At 70.4% G+C, this 18044-nt stretch carries 12 protein-coding genes and 1 pseudogene; 11 read left to right on the top strand and 2 right to left on the bottom strand.

Going from position 1 to position 18044, the window contains the following annotated elements; genetic code table 11:
* Positions 1 to 118 precede the first annotated feature (118 nt).
* The 4 genes from ACIG3E_RS01160 to ACIG3E_RS01145 all read left to right on the top strand — a co-directional run bounded on the left by ACIG3E_RS01160 (position 119) and on the right by ACIG3E_RS01145 (position 4194).
* Positions 119 to 1276, top strand: a complete 1158-nt coding sequence (locus ACIG3E_RS01160) for a sugar kinase (RefSeq protein ID WP_399610726.1) — start codon at positions 119 to 121, stop codon at positions 1274 to 1276.
* A complete protein-coding gene (locus ACIG3E_RS01155; RefSeq protein WP_399609745.1) occupies positions 1273 to 2037 on the top strand; it encodes an IclR family transcriptional regulator in 765 nt (254 codons plus the stop codon). Before ACIG3E_RS01160 ends, ACIG3E_RS01155 begins: the two co-directional genes overlap by 4 nt.
* Positions 2034 to 2453 carry a RidA family protein gene (locus ACIG3E_RS01150; protein ID WP_138961538.1) on the top strand — a complete coding sequence of 140 codons (420 nt, stop codon included), beginning with the start codon at positions 2034 to 2036 and terminating at the stop codon, positions 2451 to 2453. The genes ACIG3E_RS01155 and ACIG3E_RS01150 overlap by 4 nt, the downstream gene beginning before the upstream one ends.
* 229 nt (positions 2454 to 2682) lie before the next feature.
* Positions 2683 to 4194 carry a GntP family permease gene (locus ACIG3E_RS01145; RefSeq protein WP_399609742.1) on the top strand — a complete coding sequence of 504 codons (1512 nt, stop codon included), beginning with the start codon at positions 2683 to 2685 and terminating at the stop codon, positions 4192 to 4194.
* Positions 4195 to 4327: 133 nt separating this feature from the next.
* On the opposite strand, the gene ACIG3E_RS01140 is transcribed toward ACIG3E_RS01145, so the two are convergent.
* The gene (locus tag ACIG3E_RS01140; protein WP_399609740.1) at positions 4328 to 4597 is read right to left on the bottom strand and encodes a hypothetical protein; all 270 of its coding nucleotides are present in this window, start codon (positions 4595 to 4597) and stop codon (positions 4328 to 4330) included.
* Positions 4598 to 4752: 155 nt separating this feature from the next.
* Positions 4753 to 6096: a M14 family metallopeptidase gene (locus ACIG3E_RS01135; protein ID WP_399609738.1), complete on the bottom strand. Its 1344-nt coding sequence runs from the start codon at positions 6094 to 6096 to the stop codon at positions 4753 to 4755.
* A gap of 569 nt (positions 6097 to 6665) precedes the next feature.
* On the opposite strand from ACIG3E_RS01135, the gene ACIG3E_RS01130 reads away from it, so the two are divergent.
* From ACIG3E_RS01130 to ACIG3E_RS01100, 7 genes and pseudogenes are all read left to right on the top strand, one after another.
* Positions 6666 to 7997 (top strand): Nramp family divalent metal transporter, encoded by a 1332-nt coding sequence (locus ACIG3E_RS01130; protein ID WP_399609736.1) that lies wholly within the window; start codon positions 6666 to 6668, stop codon positions 7995 to 7997.
* Positions 7998 to 8092: 95 nt separating this feature from the next.
* Positions 8093 to 11488 (top strand): annotated as a pseudogene (locus ACIG3E_RS01125) (polymorphic toxin-type HINT domain-containing protein); the annotation flags it as partial.
* A gap of 1132 nt (positions 11489 to 12620) precedes the next feature.
* Positions 12621 to 13520, top strand: a complete 900-nt coding sequence (locus ACIG3E_RS01120) for a hypothetical protein (protein ID WP_399609735.1) — start codon at positions 12621 to 12623, stop codon at positions 13518 to 13520.
* A gap of 102 nt (positions 13521 to 13622) precedes the next feature.
* Positions 13623 to 14333 (top strand): Flp pilus assembly protein CpaB, encoded by a 711-nt coding sequence (gene cpaB, locus ACIG3E_RS01115; protein WP_399609733.1) that lies wholly within the window; start codon positions 13623 to 13625, stop codon positions 14331 to 14333.
* Positions 14334 to 14615: 282 nt separating this feature from the next.
* Entirely contained in the window at positions 14616 to 16226 is a 1611-nt protein-coding gene (locus tag ACIG3E_RS01110) for a CpaE family protein (protein WP_399609731.1), read from the top strand.
* The gene (locus tag ACIG3E_RS01105; RefSeq protein WP_399609729.1) at positions 16223 to 16678 is read left to right on the top strand and encodes a TadE family protein; all 456 of its coding nucleotides are present in this window, start codon (positions 16223 to 16225) and stop codon (positions 16676 to 16678) included. The genes ACIG3E_RS01110 and ACIG3E_RS01105 overlap by 4 nt, the downstream gene beginning before the upstream one ends.
* 5 nt (positions 16679 to 16683) lie before the next feature.
* Complete coding sequence (locus ACIG3E_RS01100) at positions 16684 to 18024, top strand: CpaF family protein (RefSeq protein ID WP_399609727.1); 1341 nt, start codon at positions 16684 to 16686, stop codon at positions 18022 to 18024.
* The last annotated feature ends 20 nt before the right edge of the window (positions 18025 to 18044 follow it).

The raw sequence follows: 18044 nt of genomic DNA, 5'->3' as shown, positions 1-18044 counted from the left end.
CCGGTGCCCCCACCCGGCCGTCGAGCGTGCGGCGAACGACGAATGAAGGGCTGACACGAGCGTGACCGGAGCAGACCGAGACGCGACCGAGGCCGCGACCGGCGAGGTGCCCGAGGGCGTGACCGCGCCCGGTGCCCCGCCCGGCGTCGCCGAGGGCGCGCACGGCGGCGCGGACGGCGCGCAGGGCGGCGCGGACGGCGGTGCCGCGGACGACGGCGTCGGCGTCGACGTCGACGTCGTCACGCTCGGGGAGTCCATGGTCACCTTCCTGCCCACGCGGCCGGGGCGGCTCGCCGACGTGCCCGCGTTCGAACGGGGCATCGGCGGGGCCGAGTCCAACGTGGCCTGCGCCCTCGCCGCCGCCGGGCACCGCGCCCGATGGGTCAGCCGGGTCGGGTCCGACGGCTTCGGCGACCACCTCGTCGAGGCCATCGGGGCGTACGGAGTGGACACCTCCGCGGTCGGGCGCGACCCGCGCCGGCCCACCGGCATCTACTTCCGCACCGCCGACGACCGCGACACCGACGCCCACGAGGTCGTCTACTACCGGGCGGGTTCCGCCGCCTCGGCGATGTCGCCCCGGACGCTGGCCGCCGACGCGCTGTGGTGCGGACGCGTCCTGCACCTGTCGGGGATCACCGCCGCCCTGTCCCCCGACTGCCTGGAGCTCGTGCGCGCCCTGTGCGCCCGCGCGGCCGGACGCCGCCGCCGCTCGCTCGTCTCCTTCGACGTCAACCACCGCCCCGGCCTGTGGCCCGAGGGCGGCCGCGGCCCCGCCGTCCTGCTCGACCTGGCGCGCGGCGCCGACCTCGTCTTCGTCGGCGTCGACGAGGCCGCGGCCGCCTGGCAGGTCACCGGCGGCCCCGCGGCCATCCGCGCCGCACTTCCCGAACCCGCCCAACTCGTCGTCAAGCAGGGGTCCGAGGGCGCCACCGCCTTCGTCACCGACCCCGACACCGGGCGCGACACCGCCACCTTCGTCCCGGCCCTGCGCGTCGACGTCGTCGCCCCGGTCGGCGCCGGTGACGCCTTCGCGGCCGGGTACCTGTCAGGAACGCTGCGCGGCCTCGGTGCCGAGCAGCGGCTGCGGCACGGCCACCTGATGGCCGCCGCCGCCCTCACCGTGCCGGGCGACCTGGCCACGCCCCCGGCGCGCGAGCACGCCGACGCGCTCGCCGCCCTGGACCCCGCCGCCTGGGAGACACTGCGCCTTGGCCCCGGCTGGACGGCAGAGCCGCGCCGCCCCGGGGCCAACGAGGAGGTACCAACGCCATGAGCCAGACCGTCGACCGAGCCCTGACGATCCTGCCCCTGCTCGCCGAGGGCCCCGCTGATCTGGGGCAGGTCGCCGACCGCCTCGGAGTGCACAAGTCCACCGCCCTGCGCCTGCTGCGCACCCTGCACGAACACGGCCTGGTCTTCCGCCAGTCCGACCAGCGCTACCGCCTGGGCGCGCGGCTCTTCGCGCTCGCCCAGGAGGCCGTCGAACACCTCGACGTCCGCGAGATCGCCCACCCCCACCTCCTCGCCCTCAACGAGAAGTGCGGCCACACGGTCCACCTCGCGGTGTACGAGGAGGGCGAGGTCGTCTACATCGACAAGGTCGAGAGCCGCTACCCGGTACGGATGTACTCGCGCATCGGCAAGTCCGTCGCCATCACCGTCGCCGCGGTCGCCAAGCTCCTGCTCGCCGACTTCCCCGAGGGCGAGCGCCGCGTGCTCGCCGAGAAGCTCGACTACCCCACGTACACGTCCCGTTCGACGCCCAACGCCGCCGCCTTCCTCAAGGAGCTGGCGCAGGTGCGCGAACAGGGCTGGGCCACCGACCTCGGTGGTCACGAGGAGTCCATCAACTGCGTCGGCGCGCCCATCCGGGGCGCGGACGGCCGCGTCGTCGCCGCCATGTCGGTGTCCGCGCCGAACGTCGTCGTCACCGCGGAGGAACTCCTCACCCTGCTCCCCCTGGTCCGCCGCACGGCGGAGGCGATCAGCCGGGAGTACTCCGGCAAGGCCCCTATCAAGGAAGCAAGTTCATGAGCGAGAACATCCAGAAGACCGCGATCACTCCCTCCACGCACACCGCCCCGCCCGCGAAGTTCTCGCACGGCGTGAAGAAGGGCAACATCCTCCAGGTCGCCGGACAGGTCGGCTTCCTCCCCGCCGAGGAGGGCAAGGCGCCCACCCCGGCGGGCCCCACCCTGCGCGAGCAGACCCTGCAGACCTTCGCCAACGTCAAGGCCATCCTCGAAGAGGGCGGCGCCACCTGGGACGACGTGATGATGATGCGCGTCTACCTCACGGACGTCGACCACTTCGCGGAGATGAACGAGATCTACAACCAGTACTTCGACGAGCAGGGCCTCAAGGCGCCCGCGTCCGCCCGCACCACGGTGTACGTCGGCCTGCCCAAGGGCCTCCTCATCGAGATCGACGCCCTGGCCGTCCTCGGCTGAGGCTTTTCCCGAGGCCGCGCCGTCTCCTGCCGCCCCGTTCATCGGCGCTGCGCGCCTCGTCCTCAAACGCCGGACGGGCTGAACGTCCGCGGACCGGCACGATCCGGCCAGCCCGTCCGGCGTTTGAGGACCAGCGCGCACAGCGCGATGCCGCTCCACCCGTCCGGCGTGAGGACCACGCCGCGATCCCCCCCTGCCCAGAAAGCCCCATGCACTTACGAGGTCAACGATGTCCCCGTTCGCCCCCTCGGGCTCCGCCGGAGCCCTCACCGCGCTCGCCGCCGCCGAAGAACCGGAGAAGGTCCCGCACACCGGTGGCCTGATGGCCCTGATCGACGGCACGGCGGGACTGCTGACCGTCGCGGCCCTCGGCATCCTGCTGCTCCTCTACCTGATCATCAAGGTCAGGCTCCAGCCGTTCGTGGCCCTGCTCGCCGTCTCCATAGCCGTCGGACTCGCCGCCGGCCTGTCGGTCACCGAACTCTTCGGCACGGTCCAGAAGTCGAGTGCGACCTCGCTCATCGAAACCGGCATGGGCGGCATCCTCGGCCATGTGGCGATCATCATCGGCCTCGGCACGATGCTCGGCGCGATCCTCGAAGTCTCCGGCGGGGCCGAGGTGTTGTCCGGGCGCCTGCTCGAGCTCTTCGGTGAGAAGCGCGCCCCCGTGGCCATGGGCCTGACCGGTCTGATCTTCGGCATCCCGGTCTTCTTCGACGTCGGCATCTTCGTCCTCGCGCCGATCGTGTACGCCGCCGCCAAGCGCAGCGGCAAGTCGATCCTCCTGTACTGCCTGCCGCTGCTCGCGGGCCTGTCGATGACGCACGCCTTCCTGCCCCCGCACCCCGGGCCCGTGGCGGCGGCCGGACTGCTCAAGGTGGACCTCGGCTGGGTCATCCTCATGGGCATCGTCTGCGGCATCCCGGCCGTGCTCGCGGCCTGGGCGTACGCCGCCTGGATCGGCAAGCGGATCTTCGTCCCCGTACCGCAGGACATGCTGGAGGCCTCCGAGGAGGCGAAGGCGGCCGTCGCCGAGGAGCAGCGCGCGCAGGGCCTGACCCCGAGGGAGGAGCCGGTCGCGCTGAGCACCGTGTTCCTGATCATCGGCACCCCGCTGCTGCTCATCCTGCTCGCGACGTTCTCCTCCATCGCCTTCGACCCGTCCACTCCTCGCAGCGTGATCGAGTTCTTCGGCCACCCCTTCGTCGCCCTGACGATCGCGCTCCTGATGGCGTACTACCTGCTCGGCATCCGGCGCGGCTGGTCCCGCAAGTCCCTGGAGACGGTGTCGACGGCCTCGCTCAAGCCCGTCGGCAACATCCTCCTCGTCGTCGGCGCGGGCGGGGTCTTCGGCGCCGTGCTCAAGGGCAGCGGCGTCGCCGACGCCCTCGCCGACACCTTCAACGACGTGGGCCTGCCGGTCATCGTCCTCGCCTACCTCATCTCCCTGGTCCTGCGCGTGGCGCAGGGCTCGGCGACGGTCGCGATCGTCACCACCGCGGGCATCGTCGCCCCGCTGCTCGCCGAGGGCGACTACTCGCACGCCTTCACGGCCCTGGTCATCATGGCCATCTCCGCGGGCTCGATCTTCGCCTCGCACGTCAACGACGGCGGCTTCTGGATCGTGGCGAAGTACTTCGGGATCACCGAGCGCGACACCCTGAAGTCCTGGACGGTCCTGGAGTCGGTCCTGTCGGTCGCGGGCTTCGCGGTGGCGGCGGTGGTGAGCCTCTTCGTTTAGCCGCCGCGCACGACGACGGGCCGCCGCGCACGGGCGAGACGGCCGCCGCGCACGGGCGAGACGGCGACCGCGCGCGGCACGGCGGAGCGGGGGCACCCGGTGGATCACCGAGTGCCCCCGCTCCGGCGCCGTTTCACGACTGGCGCAGCACCACGCCTTCCTGGCCCGGCCGCCGAAGCGACCGTGCCTGATCGTTACGCCGCCTGCGCAGGGCGCGCAGGGGGCGGTGCACTCCGCAGCAGCGGCCCGCCCGGGAGCCGGTGGTCGCCGCCGCCCTGGCGACGTCCGCCGCCAGGGCGACGACCACTCCTGTCACGGCTCCCGCGACGGCCAGCGCGGCCCGTCGCCGCGAGGGTCCGGGAGACGCCGAGAGCATCGAGAGCATGGAGGACACAGCGCGCACAGAGCACTTCCTCTCCGTAGTCCGGTCAGCGGGTGATCCGCTTTTGTGATCACCCGCCGAGAGGCTGCGCCTGAACTGCCCCGCTATGCATGCGGCGTCGGGAATCAACCCCTGTGAGTGATCAACAAGGACCCCAGGGGGCTACGCGCGCCCGGTCACTGGCCGGTGCAGTACTGCTGTTCCTTCCCGATCGAGCGGTACATACAGTCCGAGTTCTCCAGGAGCTGGAGCACCGCGTCCCGGTTGCGGGAGGTCTCGCGCTCGATGACCTCGTCGGGCGGGTAGAAGCCGCCCCCGCCGGACCGGGGGTACATCTCGAAGGTGTAGCCGAAGATCTTCTGGTTGCCCCAGAGCCAGTCGTCGATGGTGCCGTCGGTGATGTAGAGGTCGCTGGACTGCTCGGGCGTGTAGCCGTTGCTCGCGGCCATCTTGCGGCCGACGGTGGCGAAGGCGTCGTGGTCGTCCTGGGTCAGACCGGGCGCCGTGTCGTTGTACGTGTAGCCGAACGGCCACAGGACCAGCTCGCTGTACGTGTGGAAGTCGATGGCCGCCTTGATCTGCTGCTTGCCGCCGACCACCCGGCCGCGCACGAAGTCCGCGACGACCTTGACCTCGGGGCCCGACTCGGGCGCGCTGCCGCGGTAGGTCTCGGAGCCCGGGGTGCCCGAAGAGCCGCCGCAGCAGCCCCACTTGAAGTTCCAGTTGCGGTTCAGGTCGGTGCCGGTGGCACCGCCCGGGTTGGGCTGCCGGTTCAGGCGCCAGCTGCGGTAGGAGCCGGTGGCGATGTCGTACTCGCCCCCGTCGGGGTTGAGGTCCGGCACGATCCAGATCTCGCGCTCGTTGAGCATCTTGGTGATGCGCGCGTCGCTGCCGTAGCCCGCGCCGAACTCGCGCAGCAGATAGAGGGCCATCTCCACCGTCAGGTGCTCACGGGCGTGCTGGTGGTGGGTGAAGAGGACCTCGGGCTCGTTCTCGTCCGTGCCGACGTTGTCGCTGATCTTGATGGCGACGATGTCCCGGCCCTGGTACGACTTGCCGATCACGCGCTTGCTCATGATGTTCGGGTACTGCTGGAGCCGCTGGTTGATCTCCGCGGTCATCTCCGCGTAGTTGTGGTAGCGGGAGTCGGCGGGCGGGAAGTCCCGCACCCGCACCGGCCCGTCGCCCGTGCGCTTCGGCGGCCCGGGCAGCGCCTTGAGCGTGTACCCGAGCGCGCGCAGCTTCTTGGCCTGGGCGGCGTTGGCGGAGACGACGACCCCGTGGTCACCGGCCTCGTCGATGGACACGCCGGTCGCGGCGAGCACCGTACGGGCGGCGCGCGTGGCGGGTCCGGGCACGGAGTACTGGCGGATCTCGTCCTCGGCCGCGGCGGCGGCCGCCGCCTTCCTGGCCGAGGGGGACGAGGAGTCGGACGCGTTGGCGCTGAGGGGCGCCCCGATCGCGAGGGCGAGCACGGCCGCGAGAGCGGCTGATCTCTTTCCGCGTATGCGAAGTCGCATGAATGCTCCTGTGGGGGTGGGAGTGGTGCATTGCGACGCATGTGGTGCGGGTGGCACGAGCGCGCGGGGTGCCGGATGGGCAGGCCCGTGCTGGCCCATGGTCGCGGCATGGCATGTTCTGGTCAACACGCCTTTGAGCCGACTGTGGGGCGGCTGTGGGGCCGCGGCGGGTGCGCGGTGGCCCGGGGCGGCTTTGCGGTGGTTGTGCGGTGGGGGCACGGGCCGGGCTGGCTGTGGGGCTGGGCGGTGGGGGAGCGGTGGGGTGCGGCGGCTCCGGGGTGGCTGGGCGGCGAGGTGCGGCGAGGTGCGGCGGTTTCGGGGCGCTTGGGCGGTGGGGGCGCGACGGCCGCCCGGGCTGCTGGACGGCGGCTGCGCGGTGGGGCGCGGTGGCCCGGGGCGGGTGTGGGGCGTGGGCTCGGTGGGGGTGCGGTGGCCCGGGGCCGGTGTGGGGCGTGGGCTCGGCGGAGGCGGAGGGCGGCCGCGGGGTCGTCGCGGCCGCCCCTCGTGTCCCACAGCCCGCTGTCGCACGACCTCTTGTGCGCCGGGCGTCCTTGCGCTTTCTTGATCGCATGGCCGAAACCAAGGGTGGACCCACCGCCGCGGGGGACGTCGAGTCCGCGCCCCGCAAGTCCAGTTGGAAGTACATCGGTCCGGGCATCGTCGTCGCCGCCACCGGGGTCGGCGCCGGTGACCTGGTGGCCACGCTGATCGCGGGCAGCAACTTCGGCTACACGCTCCTGTGGGCCGCCGTCCTCGGCTGCGTCGTGAAGATCTCCCTCGCCGAGGCGGCGGGCCGCTGGCACCTGTCGACCGGCCGCACGCTCTTCGACGGCTGGGCCAGCCTCGGCCGCTGGACGACGTGGTTCTTCGTCGTCTACGTCGTGGTGTGGGGCTACGCGTACGGCGCCGCCGCGATGTCCTCGTCGGGCCTGCCCCTCCAGGCCCTGTTCCCCGACGTGATGGACCTGGAGTGGTGGGGCGTGCTCACCGGCGTGCTGGGCCTGGTCTTCGTCTGGTTCAACAAGTACGACGTGTTCGAGAAGGTCATGACCGTCCTGGTGGGCGTCATGTTCGTCGTCACGGTGTACCTGGCGATCCGCGTGACCCCGAACCTCGGCGACGCCCTCGCTGGCCTGCTGCCCGTCCTGCCCGACGAGAAGGACTCGGTCCTCAACACCCTGGGGCTCATCGGCGGCGTCGGCGGCACCATCACGCTGGCCGCGTACGGCTACTGGGTGAACGCCAAGGGCTGGACCAACACGGGCTGGATGAAGGTGATGCGCCTGGACAACCGCGTCGCGTACATCACGACCGGCGTCTTCGTCGTGGCGATGCTCTTCGTCGGCGCGGAGCTCCTGCACTCCGCGAACGTGGCGATCGCGAGCGGCGACAAGGGCCTGGTGCAGCTGAGCGGCATCCTGGAGAAGGAGTACGGCACCGCCACGTCGAAGCTCTTCCTCATCGGCTTCTTCGCCACGTCCTTCACGTCCCTGATCGGCGTCTGGCACGGCGTGAGTCTGATGTTCGCGGACTTCGTGGAGCGCTACCGCAAGTCCCGCACCGGTGCGGACGGCGCCGCCCTGACCGGCGCCGAGGTGGCCTCGGGCGCCCGCGAGCGCTCGGTCCCCTTCCGCGCGTACCTGCTCTGGCTGACCTTCCCGCCGATCATCCTGCTCTTCCAGGGCCAGCCGTTCCGCCTGATCATCCTCTACGGAGTCCTGGGCGCGGCCTTCATGCCCTTCCTCGCCCTGACCCTGATCTGGCTCCTCAACTCGTCCCGCACGCCAGCGGAGTGGCGCAACGGCTGGCTGAGCAACGGCATGCTGACGATCGCGGGCCTGCTGTTCCTGGTGCTCTGCGTCAAGCAGATCACGGACCAGGACTGGGGCAGCTTCTTCTAGGGGACCTGTGAGCGTGACCGCGGCGCCGCTGATGCCCGGGTAGGCCCTGGACGGCTTGAAGGAGCCGCAGCCGGTGCCCCGGGCGAGGCAGTCGCCCCACGCCGGTGGGCGGCCGTCTGATCGACATCACGCTCTACGACACGCGGGGTCTCGCCGTCAGCGCCCAGGGCGACACCTGGGACGAGACATCGGCCCCGAGCGGCACGCCCGTGCAGACCGAGGGCAGCCAGGCGCCGCTCCAGACCGACACCACGTACGACGCGGCGGGCCGCGCCACGAAGGCCGTCACGAAGAACTTCGGCGTGACGCGCTGGACGACCACGACGACCTACTCCGGCGACACGGTGGCCTCCAGCGCGCCCGAGGGCGGCCAGGCCACGGCCGAGGTCACCGACGCCCGCGGCCAGGTCGTGCTGCGCCGCGAGTACGGCGGCCCGAAGCCGACCGGAACGGACTTCACGAGCACCCGCTACACCTACACGCCCGGAGGACAGCAGGAGACGATCACCGGTCCCGACAAGGCCAAGTGGGCGTACTCCTACGACCTGTTCGGCCGTCAGGTGAGCGCGGACGACCCGGACAAGGGCGTCACGACCACGACGTACGACAGTCTCGACCGGCCTCTCACCACCAAGGACGTCGAGAACCGGAAGCTGCTGTACGGCTACGACGACCTCGGCCGCAAGACGGGCATGTGGCACACCGAGAAGACGGACGCCAACAAGCTCGCCGCCTGGACCTTCGACGACCTCGCCAAGGGCCAGCAGGACACCTCCACCCGCTACGACGGCGGCCTGACGGGCAAGGCGTACACCCAGAAGGTCACCACCTACACCCCGCTCTACGAGGTCAAGGAGAGCGAACTCAGCCTGCCCGACGACGACCCGATCGTGAAGGCGGGCGTCCCCCAGAAGCTGTCCTTCAGCACGGGTTACCGCTTCGACGGCACGATCAGCCAGGCCTCGCAGCCCGCCGTGGCGGGTCTCAAGAGCGAGACGATCGGCTACGAGTACAACGCCACGGGCCAGCAGACCGGCCTGGACGGAACCACGGGCTACCTCCACGGCGCCGCCTTCTCCCCGCAGGGCGACCTGCGCCAGCTCACGCTGGGCATGAGCGGCGCCAGCACGGAGAAGAAGGCCTACCTCAACTACGACTACGAGGCGGGGACGCGTCGCCTCACCCGCTCCTACGTCACCGATGACGTGCACGGCTACATGCCGCAGGAGCTCAAGTTCAAGCGGGACGACGCCGGAAACGTCCTCTCCATCTTCGACGCCACGACGCAGGGCGGCACCAGCAAGGCCGACCACCAGTGCTTCGAGTACGACGGCTACAGCCGCCTGACCGAGGCCTGGACCCCGAAGACGGCGGACTGCGCCGCGGCGAAGCGCACGAAGGCCAACATCGACGGGGCGGCCCCCTACTGGACGTCGTACACGTACAACGACGCGGGCCAGCGCAAGTCCGAGACCCAGCACGCGGCGTCGGGCGACGAGACCACGACGTACGACTACGGCACACCGGAGGGCCAGCCCCATCCGCTCGCCAAGACGACGGGCTCGCGCGCGGCCACGTACGAGTACGACAAGACCGGCAACACCACGAAGCGCCCCGGGCCGAAGGCCCAGCAGACCCTGACGTGGAACACGGAGGGCAAGCTGGCCAAGACCCTCGAAGGAACGGCTGAGACCGCCTACCTCTACGACGCGGACGGCGAGCTCCTCATCCGCCGTGCCAAGGGCGACGGCGACACGGTCCTCTACCTCGGGGCCACGGAAGTCCGCCTGACGACGAAGGGCACGAAGAAGACCCTCACCGGCACCCGCTACTACACCGCCAACGGCCAGACCATCGCGGTCCGCACCGGCACGAGCGGCGCCACGGACACGGAACTCAGCTTCCTGGCAGCGGACCATCACGGCACGTCGAGCATCGCGCTGGACGCGAAGACGTACGCGGTGACGAAGCGCTACACGACCCCCTTCGGCTCCCCGCGCGGGGAGAAGACCCCTGCCTGGCCGGACGACAAGGGCTTCTTGGGCAAGCCGGAGGACAAGGGGACCGGGCTGACGCATGTGGGGGCACGGGAGTACGACCCCGCGACCGGCCAGTTCATCAGCGTGGACCCACTGCTCGAGGTGGCCAAGACAGGCAGCCTCAATGGCTACAGCTACTCGGAGAACAATCCCGTCACAGCATCCGACCCGTCGGGTCTGGGGTCGACCTACAAGTGCAGGGGTAAGGGGTGCGGTGGTGGAGTAGCTGACTTCATCGACGACCACGCCTCACCGGACTTCTCCTCTGGTCGCACTTGGAGTAACACCTACTCGAACTTCCCCACGAACAATTCCGGTTACGCCAACGGAAGGAACGCATACCAGTGCGGGTACGTTGGTTGCGGAAGTAGCGGGGCGACGGGCTACGGGCCACGCATAGACAGACTGCACGCACCCAAAAAGGGCCCCAGCGACAACAGCAATTGGTTCACCAAAGCCATTGGCGTTGTGGTCGGCGCCATCGCACCCGATTTCGGTGCATGGCAGAGTTGCTCGAAGGAATTGAGCATGGGCTGCGGCGTGCTTCTGCTGGATACCCCGGCGGGTAAGCCCTTCAAGCTGGGCAAGGGCGTCCTCAAGCTGACCAAGCGGGGCGAGAAGGGCGCAAGCAAGGCGAAGAAGGGAGCAAGAGCAGCGGCTGACTGCAAGTGCTTCCTCGCCGGAACCGATGTCCTCATGGCAGACGGCAAGACCAAGGACATCGAAGCCGTCAGGCTCGGTGACAAGGTGCTTGCTACGGACCCGAAGACCGGCAGAACAGTACCAAAAGCAGTAACACGCCTCATCGTTACGGACAGCGACAAAGCCTTCAATGAGCTCTCCATCGCGACGGCCGACGGGATCGAAAAGCTAACTGCGACCCGCGGCCACCCGTTCTGGTCGCCATCCGAGGGCCGCTGGGTAGAGGCCGGGGATTTGAAACCCGGCATGACGTTGCGGACGGATGACGGCGACACCGTCCTCGTGACCAAGAACCTGGCTTTTGCACAGCATGCGCGTACGTACAACCTTACGGTTGCGGACATTCACACGTACTATGTGCTGGCGGGGGTCACGCCGATCCTGGTTCATAACAGCAACTGTGCTGACGTCGCTCTGGGGGCCGGCGAGGGATCTGCTGACGCATTGAAGGGCTTCACCTCCACGAAGCCGGAGACCGAGTTCGTCTTCGATGCCGACGCCGGAAGGTTTCTGGGCGGAGATCGTGAAAGAATTCCCGGAGGCCTCAGCCCTCATGAGCAACTAGCAGAAAAGGCAGGCATGGACAGAGGGACTGTGCTGGGTGGCACGCTCTTCCGAGATAACGGTCGCCTAGTGTTCACGGAGAACAGTGGTCACTACGGCCATCGGTGGACGGACGCTACCCGTCAGAAGTTCCAGAAGTTTATGAGTGATCAAGGGATTGACTTCGATTACAGGCCGTGGGGTTGAGATGGGACACTGGACTCCAGTGGTGTATCGGGGAGATGGGGCGTGGATCGGGGTCATGCCCGATGGTCGGATTGGCGTAGGTGTGGAGTCAGAAGCCCGATCCTCCCTTGAGGGATCGGGGTTCGTTCCCATGTGGCCGTACTTGGAGCGTGACCTCTCCGCGTGCTTGGCCGAATTTTCCCGCTCGTGGGAGCAGCTCGGTCAGGGTGGTATTCCAACCCCTGAGAAGCTCATCGAACTGACAGTGCAGACGGCGTGGAAGTCCGGCCGGTCATACTGGATGGAGCTAGCCGCTATTTGGGCTATCGGGATGGTTGGGCGAGAGGGGTTTGATCAAGAGGCCACTCGAATGCTTCTCGTCAAAATGGCTGCCTCGGAGGTGCTGCCGCCAGAACTGCGGGATCAAGCTCGGGGCGCTGGCGGGTAGGTGACGCGACACCCGAAGGACTCCCGAGGTCGGGATTGATCAACCCTGAATGCATCTCGAAGCTGTGCCTCGAAAACCTGAAGCCCCACCATGTGTGACTGGTGGGGCTTCAGGGGCTTTGTGCGCCAGTAGTTGACGACAGCGTCAGCGGGCGACTGCCGGCCTTGCGGAGGAGCGTGGTGAAGGCGCAGGTGAGGTTGGTCGGAGCGGTCGGTCCGCCCTGCGCAGTGGCGAACACATGCCCGCTGTGCTGCCACACGGCACTGATGTCTATCCCATGCAGGGTGACCGCCCGTCGCAGTTTCCTTTCGAGGCGCTGGTGGATCTGGAAGTGAGATATCCAGCCCTGAAGGGGAATCGGGACGTCAAGGACTTGCACTCGGGGATCTGAAGCCCAGGGGGCGAACAGCGCGAAGGCGGACCCGTGTCGCTGATTCCCGCGGCAAGGGCTGTGTTCGGTGGATCACTGGAGAGCGCTTCGTGGTGAGGCGAGGCCTCGCGGTAGAGCGGCCTCGCAGTGGCCGACCCGGGAAGCGTCGCCCTGGTCGCATCGGGACGCGGTCCTATCACGACAACCACAAGGTGAACAGTGGGAAGTTGGGTGTTAGCGCGGCCCCCGCGTGGATATGGTGCACAGCTAGGGGCGCACGTGAGCGTTGGCGTGCGCGGACGGGAGCGTGAGGACTCGGAGCCGGGGGTGTGCGCATGCCGACTGCGATAGCTGTCACAAGTCCGGACCTTGTGCTGCCTTCGCCCGATCGTCACACCCCGACCGCCGCCGTCCTGAAGAGCGCCGAGCAGTCGCCGAAGACGTACTCGCTCGACCGGGCGCTCACCGAGATGCACCAGCTCATCGAGTACCACGGGTATGTGATCGTGCTCTGTCCGGCGTCCGCGCCTCAGTCGGTGCGGCATCGGCTGCACGCGATCCGGTCCGTGCTGGAGAGTGACCGGATCGCTTTCGTGCGGAGTGAGCTGCCGCCGCTCGGGCTCTCCGTACTCGCCCTTCAGCTGCGGCAGTTGTCCATCTGTGACTTCAGCCCGGGGGTACTCGCCTCCGCCGCGCGGCTGCTCAGTCACTACATCTACGCGGGCGCCCTGCTCGGCTCCGTCGCCAAGCTCGACCGCGTGCCCGTCACGCTGCGCTCGCACACCAAGTCATGGGTGCCGGGCACGCAGTTCGCGGTGCTCGCCGCGCCGCGGACCGCGATGGTGAAGGCGCACGCCGAAGCGGTGCTGCCCGCGCCGGAGTTCGGTACGAAGCTGCTGTACGCGACCGGCCAGCTCGACCCGGGCTGGGTGACCGACACGCTCGCGGACGTCTGGCAGGTGCAGGGCGCCGTCGACGTGCCGCTGCCCGGCGAGTCCGCGCGCTGGTGGGCCACCGGCAAGCTCGTCGAGTTCGCCGCGGCCATCCCGGACATCTCCGTGCTCTACCAACTGGTGTCGTCCGTGCGGAGGGAGGACTGCCACTGGTGCGGTCTCGAACTCATCGGAGACCGCTGCGCGTTCTGTTCGGCGCCGCTGCTCGCGCCGTCCGAGCGGACCGCCGCCGCTCCCGAGGTGACCACCGGGACGCGGGCGCTGCCCCGCGGCGCCACCTAGGACTCCCTCGGCCCGTGCCCCACCGGCTCACGCACCACCGCGCTCACCGTCCGTAGCCACACGCACTCGCTGCACGATCGAACGAGGTAGGTAGTCCGGCCCATGAACTCACGCCAGCGCCGCGGTGTCATCCTGATGGTCCTGTCGGTCCTGTGCGCGATCGGCGCCTTCGCGGGCGTCCTCTCGGTGATCCGCGACGTGAACTCGAAGGTCGGCCCCGAGACCGCGGCGTACGAGCTGAAGACGGACATCGCGCCGTACAAGGAGCTGGCGCCAGACCAGTTCAAGAAGGTGGAGATGCCCGAGCGGTGGCTGTCGGACAACGCCGTCACCGACCTCCGGGCGATCCGCGGGAAGATCGCCGTCACCCAGCTGCGGAAGGGCTCCCTGCTCCAGAGCGACATGATCGTGAAGCGGCCCCGGCTCGCACCGGGGCAGCAGGAGATCGCCATCATGATCGACGCGGCGACCGGCGTCGCCGGGAAGATCACCCCCGGCTCGACCGTCAACATCTACGCCACCTTCAAGGCCGAGACCGACCGCGGCAAGGACCAGTCGAAGGTCATCGTCGAGCAGGCCAAGGTGATCGACGTCGGCAAGCTGACGGCCCTCGAACCCGACCGCGACGACCGCGGCCGCCGCCGCACCGACGAGGCCGTGCCCATCACGTTCGCCCTCGACACGCGGGACGCCCAGCGCGTCGCGTACGCCGAGTCGTTCGCCTCGCACGTCCGGCTCGCCCTCGTCGGCCGGGGCGGCGACGCGGACGTACCGCGCGGGGACCGTACGTACACCTTGGACGAGGACAAGTAGGGGGCCCGCTGTGAACGTTCCCTTGGCTCATGCCCGGCGCCACGGCCGGTGCTCGGGGGTGCCGCCGCTCCGGGGGCGCCCCGGGCGGTCCCTGCGCCCCGCGCGTCCCCTGCGCCCCGCGCGTCTTCCGCGGCTGTCGGGGGCCTTACGTTCGTCGGAGGCCTCGCGTACCCCGCCAGGGGCCACCGGCGCCCCCGGCCACCGCGGCGCGCCCGCCCTCCGCCGCGGGGGCCCAGGCGGGTGCGGGGGCCCAGGAGCCTCCCGGCACGAAGGCGGCCGCCCATGACCATCCGCATCCTCCCCGCCGTCGGCGACCCGGAGGCCGCCCGCGGCCTGAGCGGGCTCGTCGCCCAGCTCCCGGACGCCGAACCCGCCGCGCCCGTCGCCGACTCCACCGAGCTGCTCGACACCCTCGCCCGCCTCGCCGCCGAGTCCGTCGACGAGCTGCCCGAGGTCGTCCTCGTCCACGAGCGCATCGCCCCCGTCCCCGCCCTCGACCTCATCCGCGACCTGGTCCTGCGCTTCCCCGCCGTCGGCGTCGTCCTCGTCACGGCCGACACCAGCCCGGCCCTGCTCACCGCCGCCATGGACTGCGGGGCGCGCGGCATCGTCACCCATCCGCCGGCGTACGACGCCCTGGCCGAGCGCGTCCAGGCCGCGGCGGGCTGGGCCACCGGCATGCGGCGCCACCTCGGCACCGGCTCCGTCGAGCTGTACGGCCCGGGATCCGGCGCGGCCGCCCCCGGCAGCGGCCAGGTCATCGCCGTGACCGGCGCGAAGGGCGGCGTCGGCACCACCCTCACCGCCGTGCAGCTCGCCCTCGCCGCGCAGGCCTCGGGCCGCAGCACCGCGCTGCTCGACCTGGACCTCCAGTCCGGCGACGTCGCCTCGTACCTCGACGTGCAGTTCCGCCGCTCCGTCGCCGACCTCGCCGCGATCAGCGACCTCACGCCGCGCGTCGTCCAGGACGCCGTCTACGCCCACGAGACCGGCATCGGCCTCCTCCTCGCCCCCGCCGAGGGCGAGCGCGGCGAGGAGATCACCGAACGCGTCGCCCGGCAGACGGTCCACGCGCTCCGCGGACGGTACGACGTCGTGGTCGTCGACTGCGGCACGTACGTCACGCCCGCGGGCGCGGCCGTCGTGGAGACGGCCGACCAGGCCGTCCTGCTGCTCACCCCCGACGTCGTCGCCGTACGCGCGGCCAAACGCATGGTCCGGCTCTGGGACCGGCTCCAGATCCGCAAGGCCGAGGAGACGGTCACCGTCGTCAACCGGCACACGCGCGGCACCGAGATCCAGCCCTCCCTCGTCGCCCGCGTCACCGGCACGCGCGCCGCCCGCACCACCGTCCCGGACGTCCCCAAGGAACTCCACGGCGCCGTCGACGCGGGCCGCCTCCACGACCTCGACGCCAAGTCCACCGTCAAACAGGCGCTGTGGGGGCTCGCCGGTGAACTGGGCGTCGTGGAAGCGGAGACCGGGGGCGCGCGCAAGGGCGGCCGCGGCCTGCGCCGCGCCCCGAAGTCGGACCGCGGCGCCGTCACCCTCGAATTCGCGGGCATGTTCCCGCTGCTCCTCGCCGTCCTCGGGATCCTGTGGCAGTGCGCGCTGTACGGCTACTCGTACTCCCTGGCGGGGAACGCGGCGGACGAGGCCGCGCGCGCGGCCGCCGCCGCGGTGGTCTCCGGCGACGCCGGGGCCTGTGACTCCGCGGCCAAGGAACATCTGCCCGGCGCGTGGCAGGACGCCGGGGTCTCCTGCGCGGCCGAAGGCGACGTGATGAAGGCCCAGGTGGACGTCAAGGTCCCCGTGTTCTTCCCCGGTGTCACGACGGGGTGGGAGGTCCACGCGGAGGCCGGTGCGGCGGTGGAGGGGGATGACGCGCCATGAACGCGGGGTACTTCGCCGGCCTCCTCCGCGGGCCAGCGCCCCGCAGGCCCGAGCGGCAGCTCCGGCCGAGCAGGCGCCCCCGCGGCGACAAGGGCGTCTCCATGCTGGAGTTCGCCGGTTTCCTCCCCATCCTGCTCCTCGTCGGCCTCGCCGCCATCCAGCTCGGCCTGGTCGGCTACGCGGCGAACCAGGCGGGCTCCGGCGCCCGCGCGGCCGCCCGCGTCGAGTCCCGCGAGGGAACCGGCGGCGAGGCCGCGGGGCACGCCGCGATGGACTCCGGCCTGGACGCGGAGGTATCGGTCGGACGGGGCGGCGACACCACCACCGCCACGGTCACCGTCCAGGTCCCCACGCTCCTGCCCTTCGTCGACACGGACTGGGAGGTCGAGAAGAGCGTGACCATGCCCAACGACGACCCCGCGGAACCCGGCGCCCCCGGGACAGGAGGCTGACCCGCATGAGCCTGCGCTCCCGCATCGCGCCGCCCGCCGACGCCGCCGCGCCGAGCCGCGACGACAGCCTCGTGGCCACGTACCGGGCGAAGCTGCTCGAAGAGATAGACCTGGCCGAGATGTCGTCCCTGTCGGCCTCCGACCGCCGGGCCCGCCTGGAGCGGGTCCTCGGCCACATCATCAGCCGCGAGGGCCCCGTCCTCTCTGCCTCCGAGCGGGCGCACCTGATCCGGCGCGTGGTGGACGAGGCCCTGGGCCTCGGCGTCCTGGAGCCGCTCCTCGCCGACGCCTCCATCACCGAGATCATGGTCAACGGCCCCGACTCGATCTTCGTGGAGCGCGCGGGGCGCGTGGAGCAGCTCCCGCTCCGCTTCGCGTCCGAGGACCAGCTGATGCAGACGATCGAACGCATCGTCTCCACGGTCAACCGCCGCGTCGACGAGTCGAACCCCATGGTCGACGCGCGCCTGCCCACCGGCGAGCGCGTCAACGTCATCATCCCGCCCCTCGCCCTCACGGGCGCGACCCTCACGATCCGTCGCTTCCCGCGCGCGTACACGCTGCCGGAGCTGATCGGCCTCGGCTCCCTCGACGAGCACATGCTGATGCTCCTCGCGGCCTTCGTACGGGCCCGCTTCAACGTCATCGTCAGCGGCGGCACAGGATCGGGCAAGACCACGCTCCTCAACGCCCTCTCGGGCCTCCTCCCGGGCCACGAACGCATCATCACCATCGAGGACTCGGCCGAACTCCAGCTCCAGCAGGACCACGTGATCCGCCTGGAGTCCCGCCCGCCGAACGTCGAGGGCAAGGGACAGATCACGATCCGCGACCTGGTCAGGAACTCGCTGCGCATGCGCCCCGACCGCATCATCGTCGGCGAGGTCCGCGGCGGCGAGACGCTCGACATGCTCCAGGCCATGTCCACGGGCCACGACGGCTCCCTGGCCACGGTCCACGCGAACACGGCCGAGGACGCCCTCACCCGCCTCCAGACCCTGGGCTCCATGTCGGAGGTCCAGGTCCCCTTCGAGGCGCTGCGCGACCAGATCAACTCCGCCGTGGACGTCGTCGTCCAGCTCGCCCGGCACGCCGACGGCTCCCGCAAGGTCGCCGAGATCGTGCTGCTCGTCTCGCACGGCCGCCAGCAGTTCCGCATCGCGCCCGTCACCCGCTTCGTCCCGCACCCCGTCGGCCCCGACCGGGTCGTGCACGGCTACTTCGAGCACCTGCCGCTGCCGCGCCCCGTCGCCGAGCGCCTGTACGTCGCCGGGGAGCCGGTGCCGCCCGCGTACGGCGTGGCCGAGGCCATCGACGTACTGAACACGCGCGAAGCGATCGGCTGAGGAGAAGACATGACGGGCGA

Origin of the sequence: Streptomyces sp. NPDC053474, assembly GCF_044544845.1 — a bacterium.
Taxonomy (GTDB): domain Bacteria; phylum Actinomycetota; class Actinomycetes; order Streptomycetales; family Streptomycetaceae; genus Streptomyces.
The sequence above is the reverse complement of the archived record's forward strand: the minus strand, read 5'-3'. Positions and strand labels throughout refer to the sequence as shown.

Bases quoted from the DNA above. Each gene is read 5' to 3' on its own strand.
- ACIG3E_RS01145 (WP_399609742.1), top strand. From the start codon at position 2,683: ATGTCCCCGTTCGCCCCCTCGGGCTCCGCCGGAGCCCTCACCGCGCTC.
- ACIG3E_RS01135 (WP_399609738.1), bottom strand. From the start codon at position 6,096: ATGCGACTTCGCATACGCGGAAAGAGATCAGCCGCTCTCGCGGCCGTG.
- ACIG3E_RS01120 (WP_399609735.1), top strand. From the start codon at position 12,621: ATGCCGACTGCGATAGCTGTCACAAGTCCGGACCTTGTGCTGCCTTCG.
- cpaB (WP_399609733.1), top strand. From the start codon at position 13,623: ATGAACTCACGCCAGCGCCGCGGTGTCATCCTGATGGTCCTGTCGGTC.
- ACIG3E_RS01150 (WP_138961538.1), top strand. From the start codon at position 2,034: ATGAGCGAGAACATCCAGAAGACCGCGATCACTCCCTCCACGCACACC.
- ACIG3E_RS01130 (WP_399609736.1), top strand. From the start codon at position 6,666: ATGGCCGAAACCAAGGGTGGACCCACCGCCGCGGGGGACGTCGAGTCC.
- ACIG3E_RS01110 (WP_399609731.1), top strand. From the start codon at position 14,616: ATGACCATCCGCATCCTCCCCGCCGTCGGCGACCCGGAGGCCGCCCGC.
- ACIG3E_RS01105 (WP_399609729.1), top strand. From the start codon at position 16,223: ATGAACGCGGGGTACTTCGCCGGCCTCCTCCGCGGGCCAGCGCCCCGC.
- ACIG3E_RS01100 (WP_399609727.1), top strand. From the start codon at position 16,684: ATGAGCCTGCGCTCCCGCATCGCGCCGCCCGCCGACGCCGCCGCGCCG.
- ACIG3E_RS01155 (WP_399609745.1), top strand. From the start codon at position 1,273: ATGAGCCAGACCGTCGACCGAGCCCTGACGATCCTGCCCCTGCTCGCC.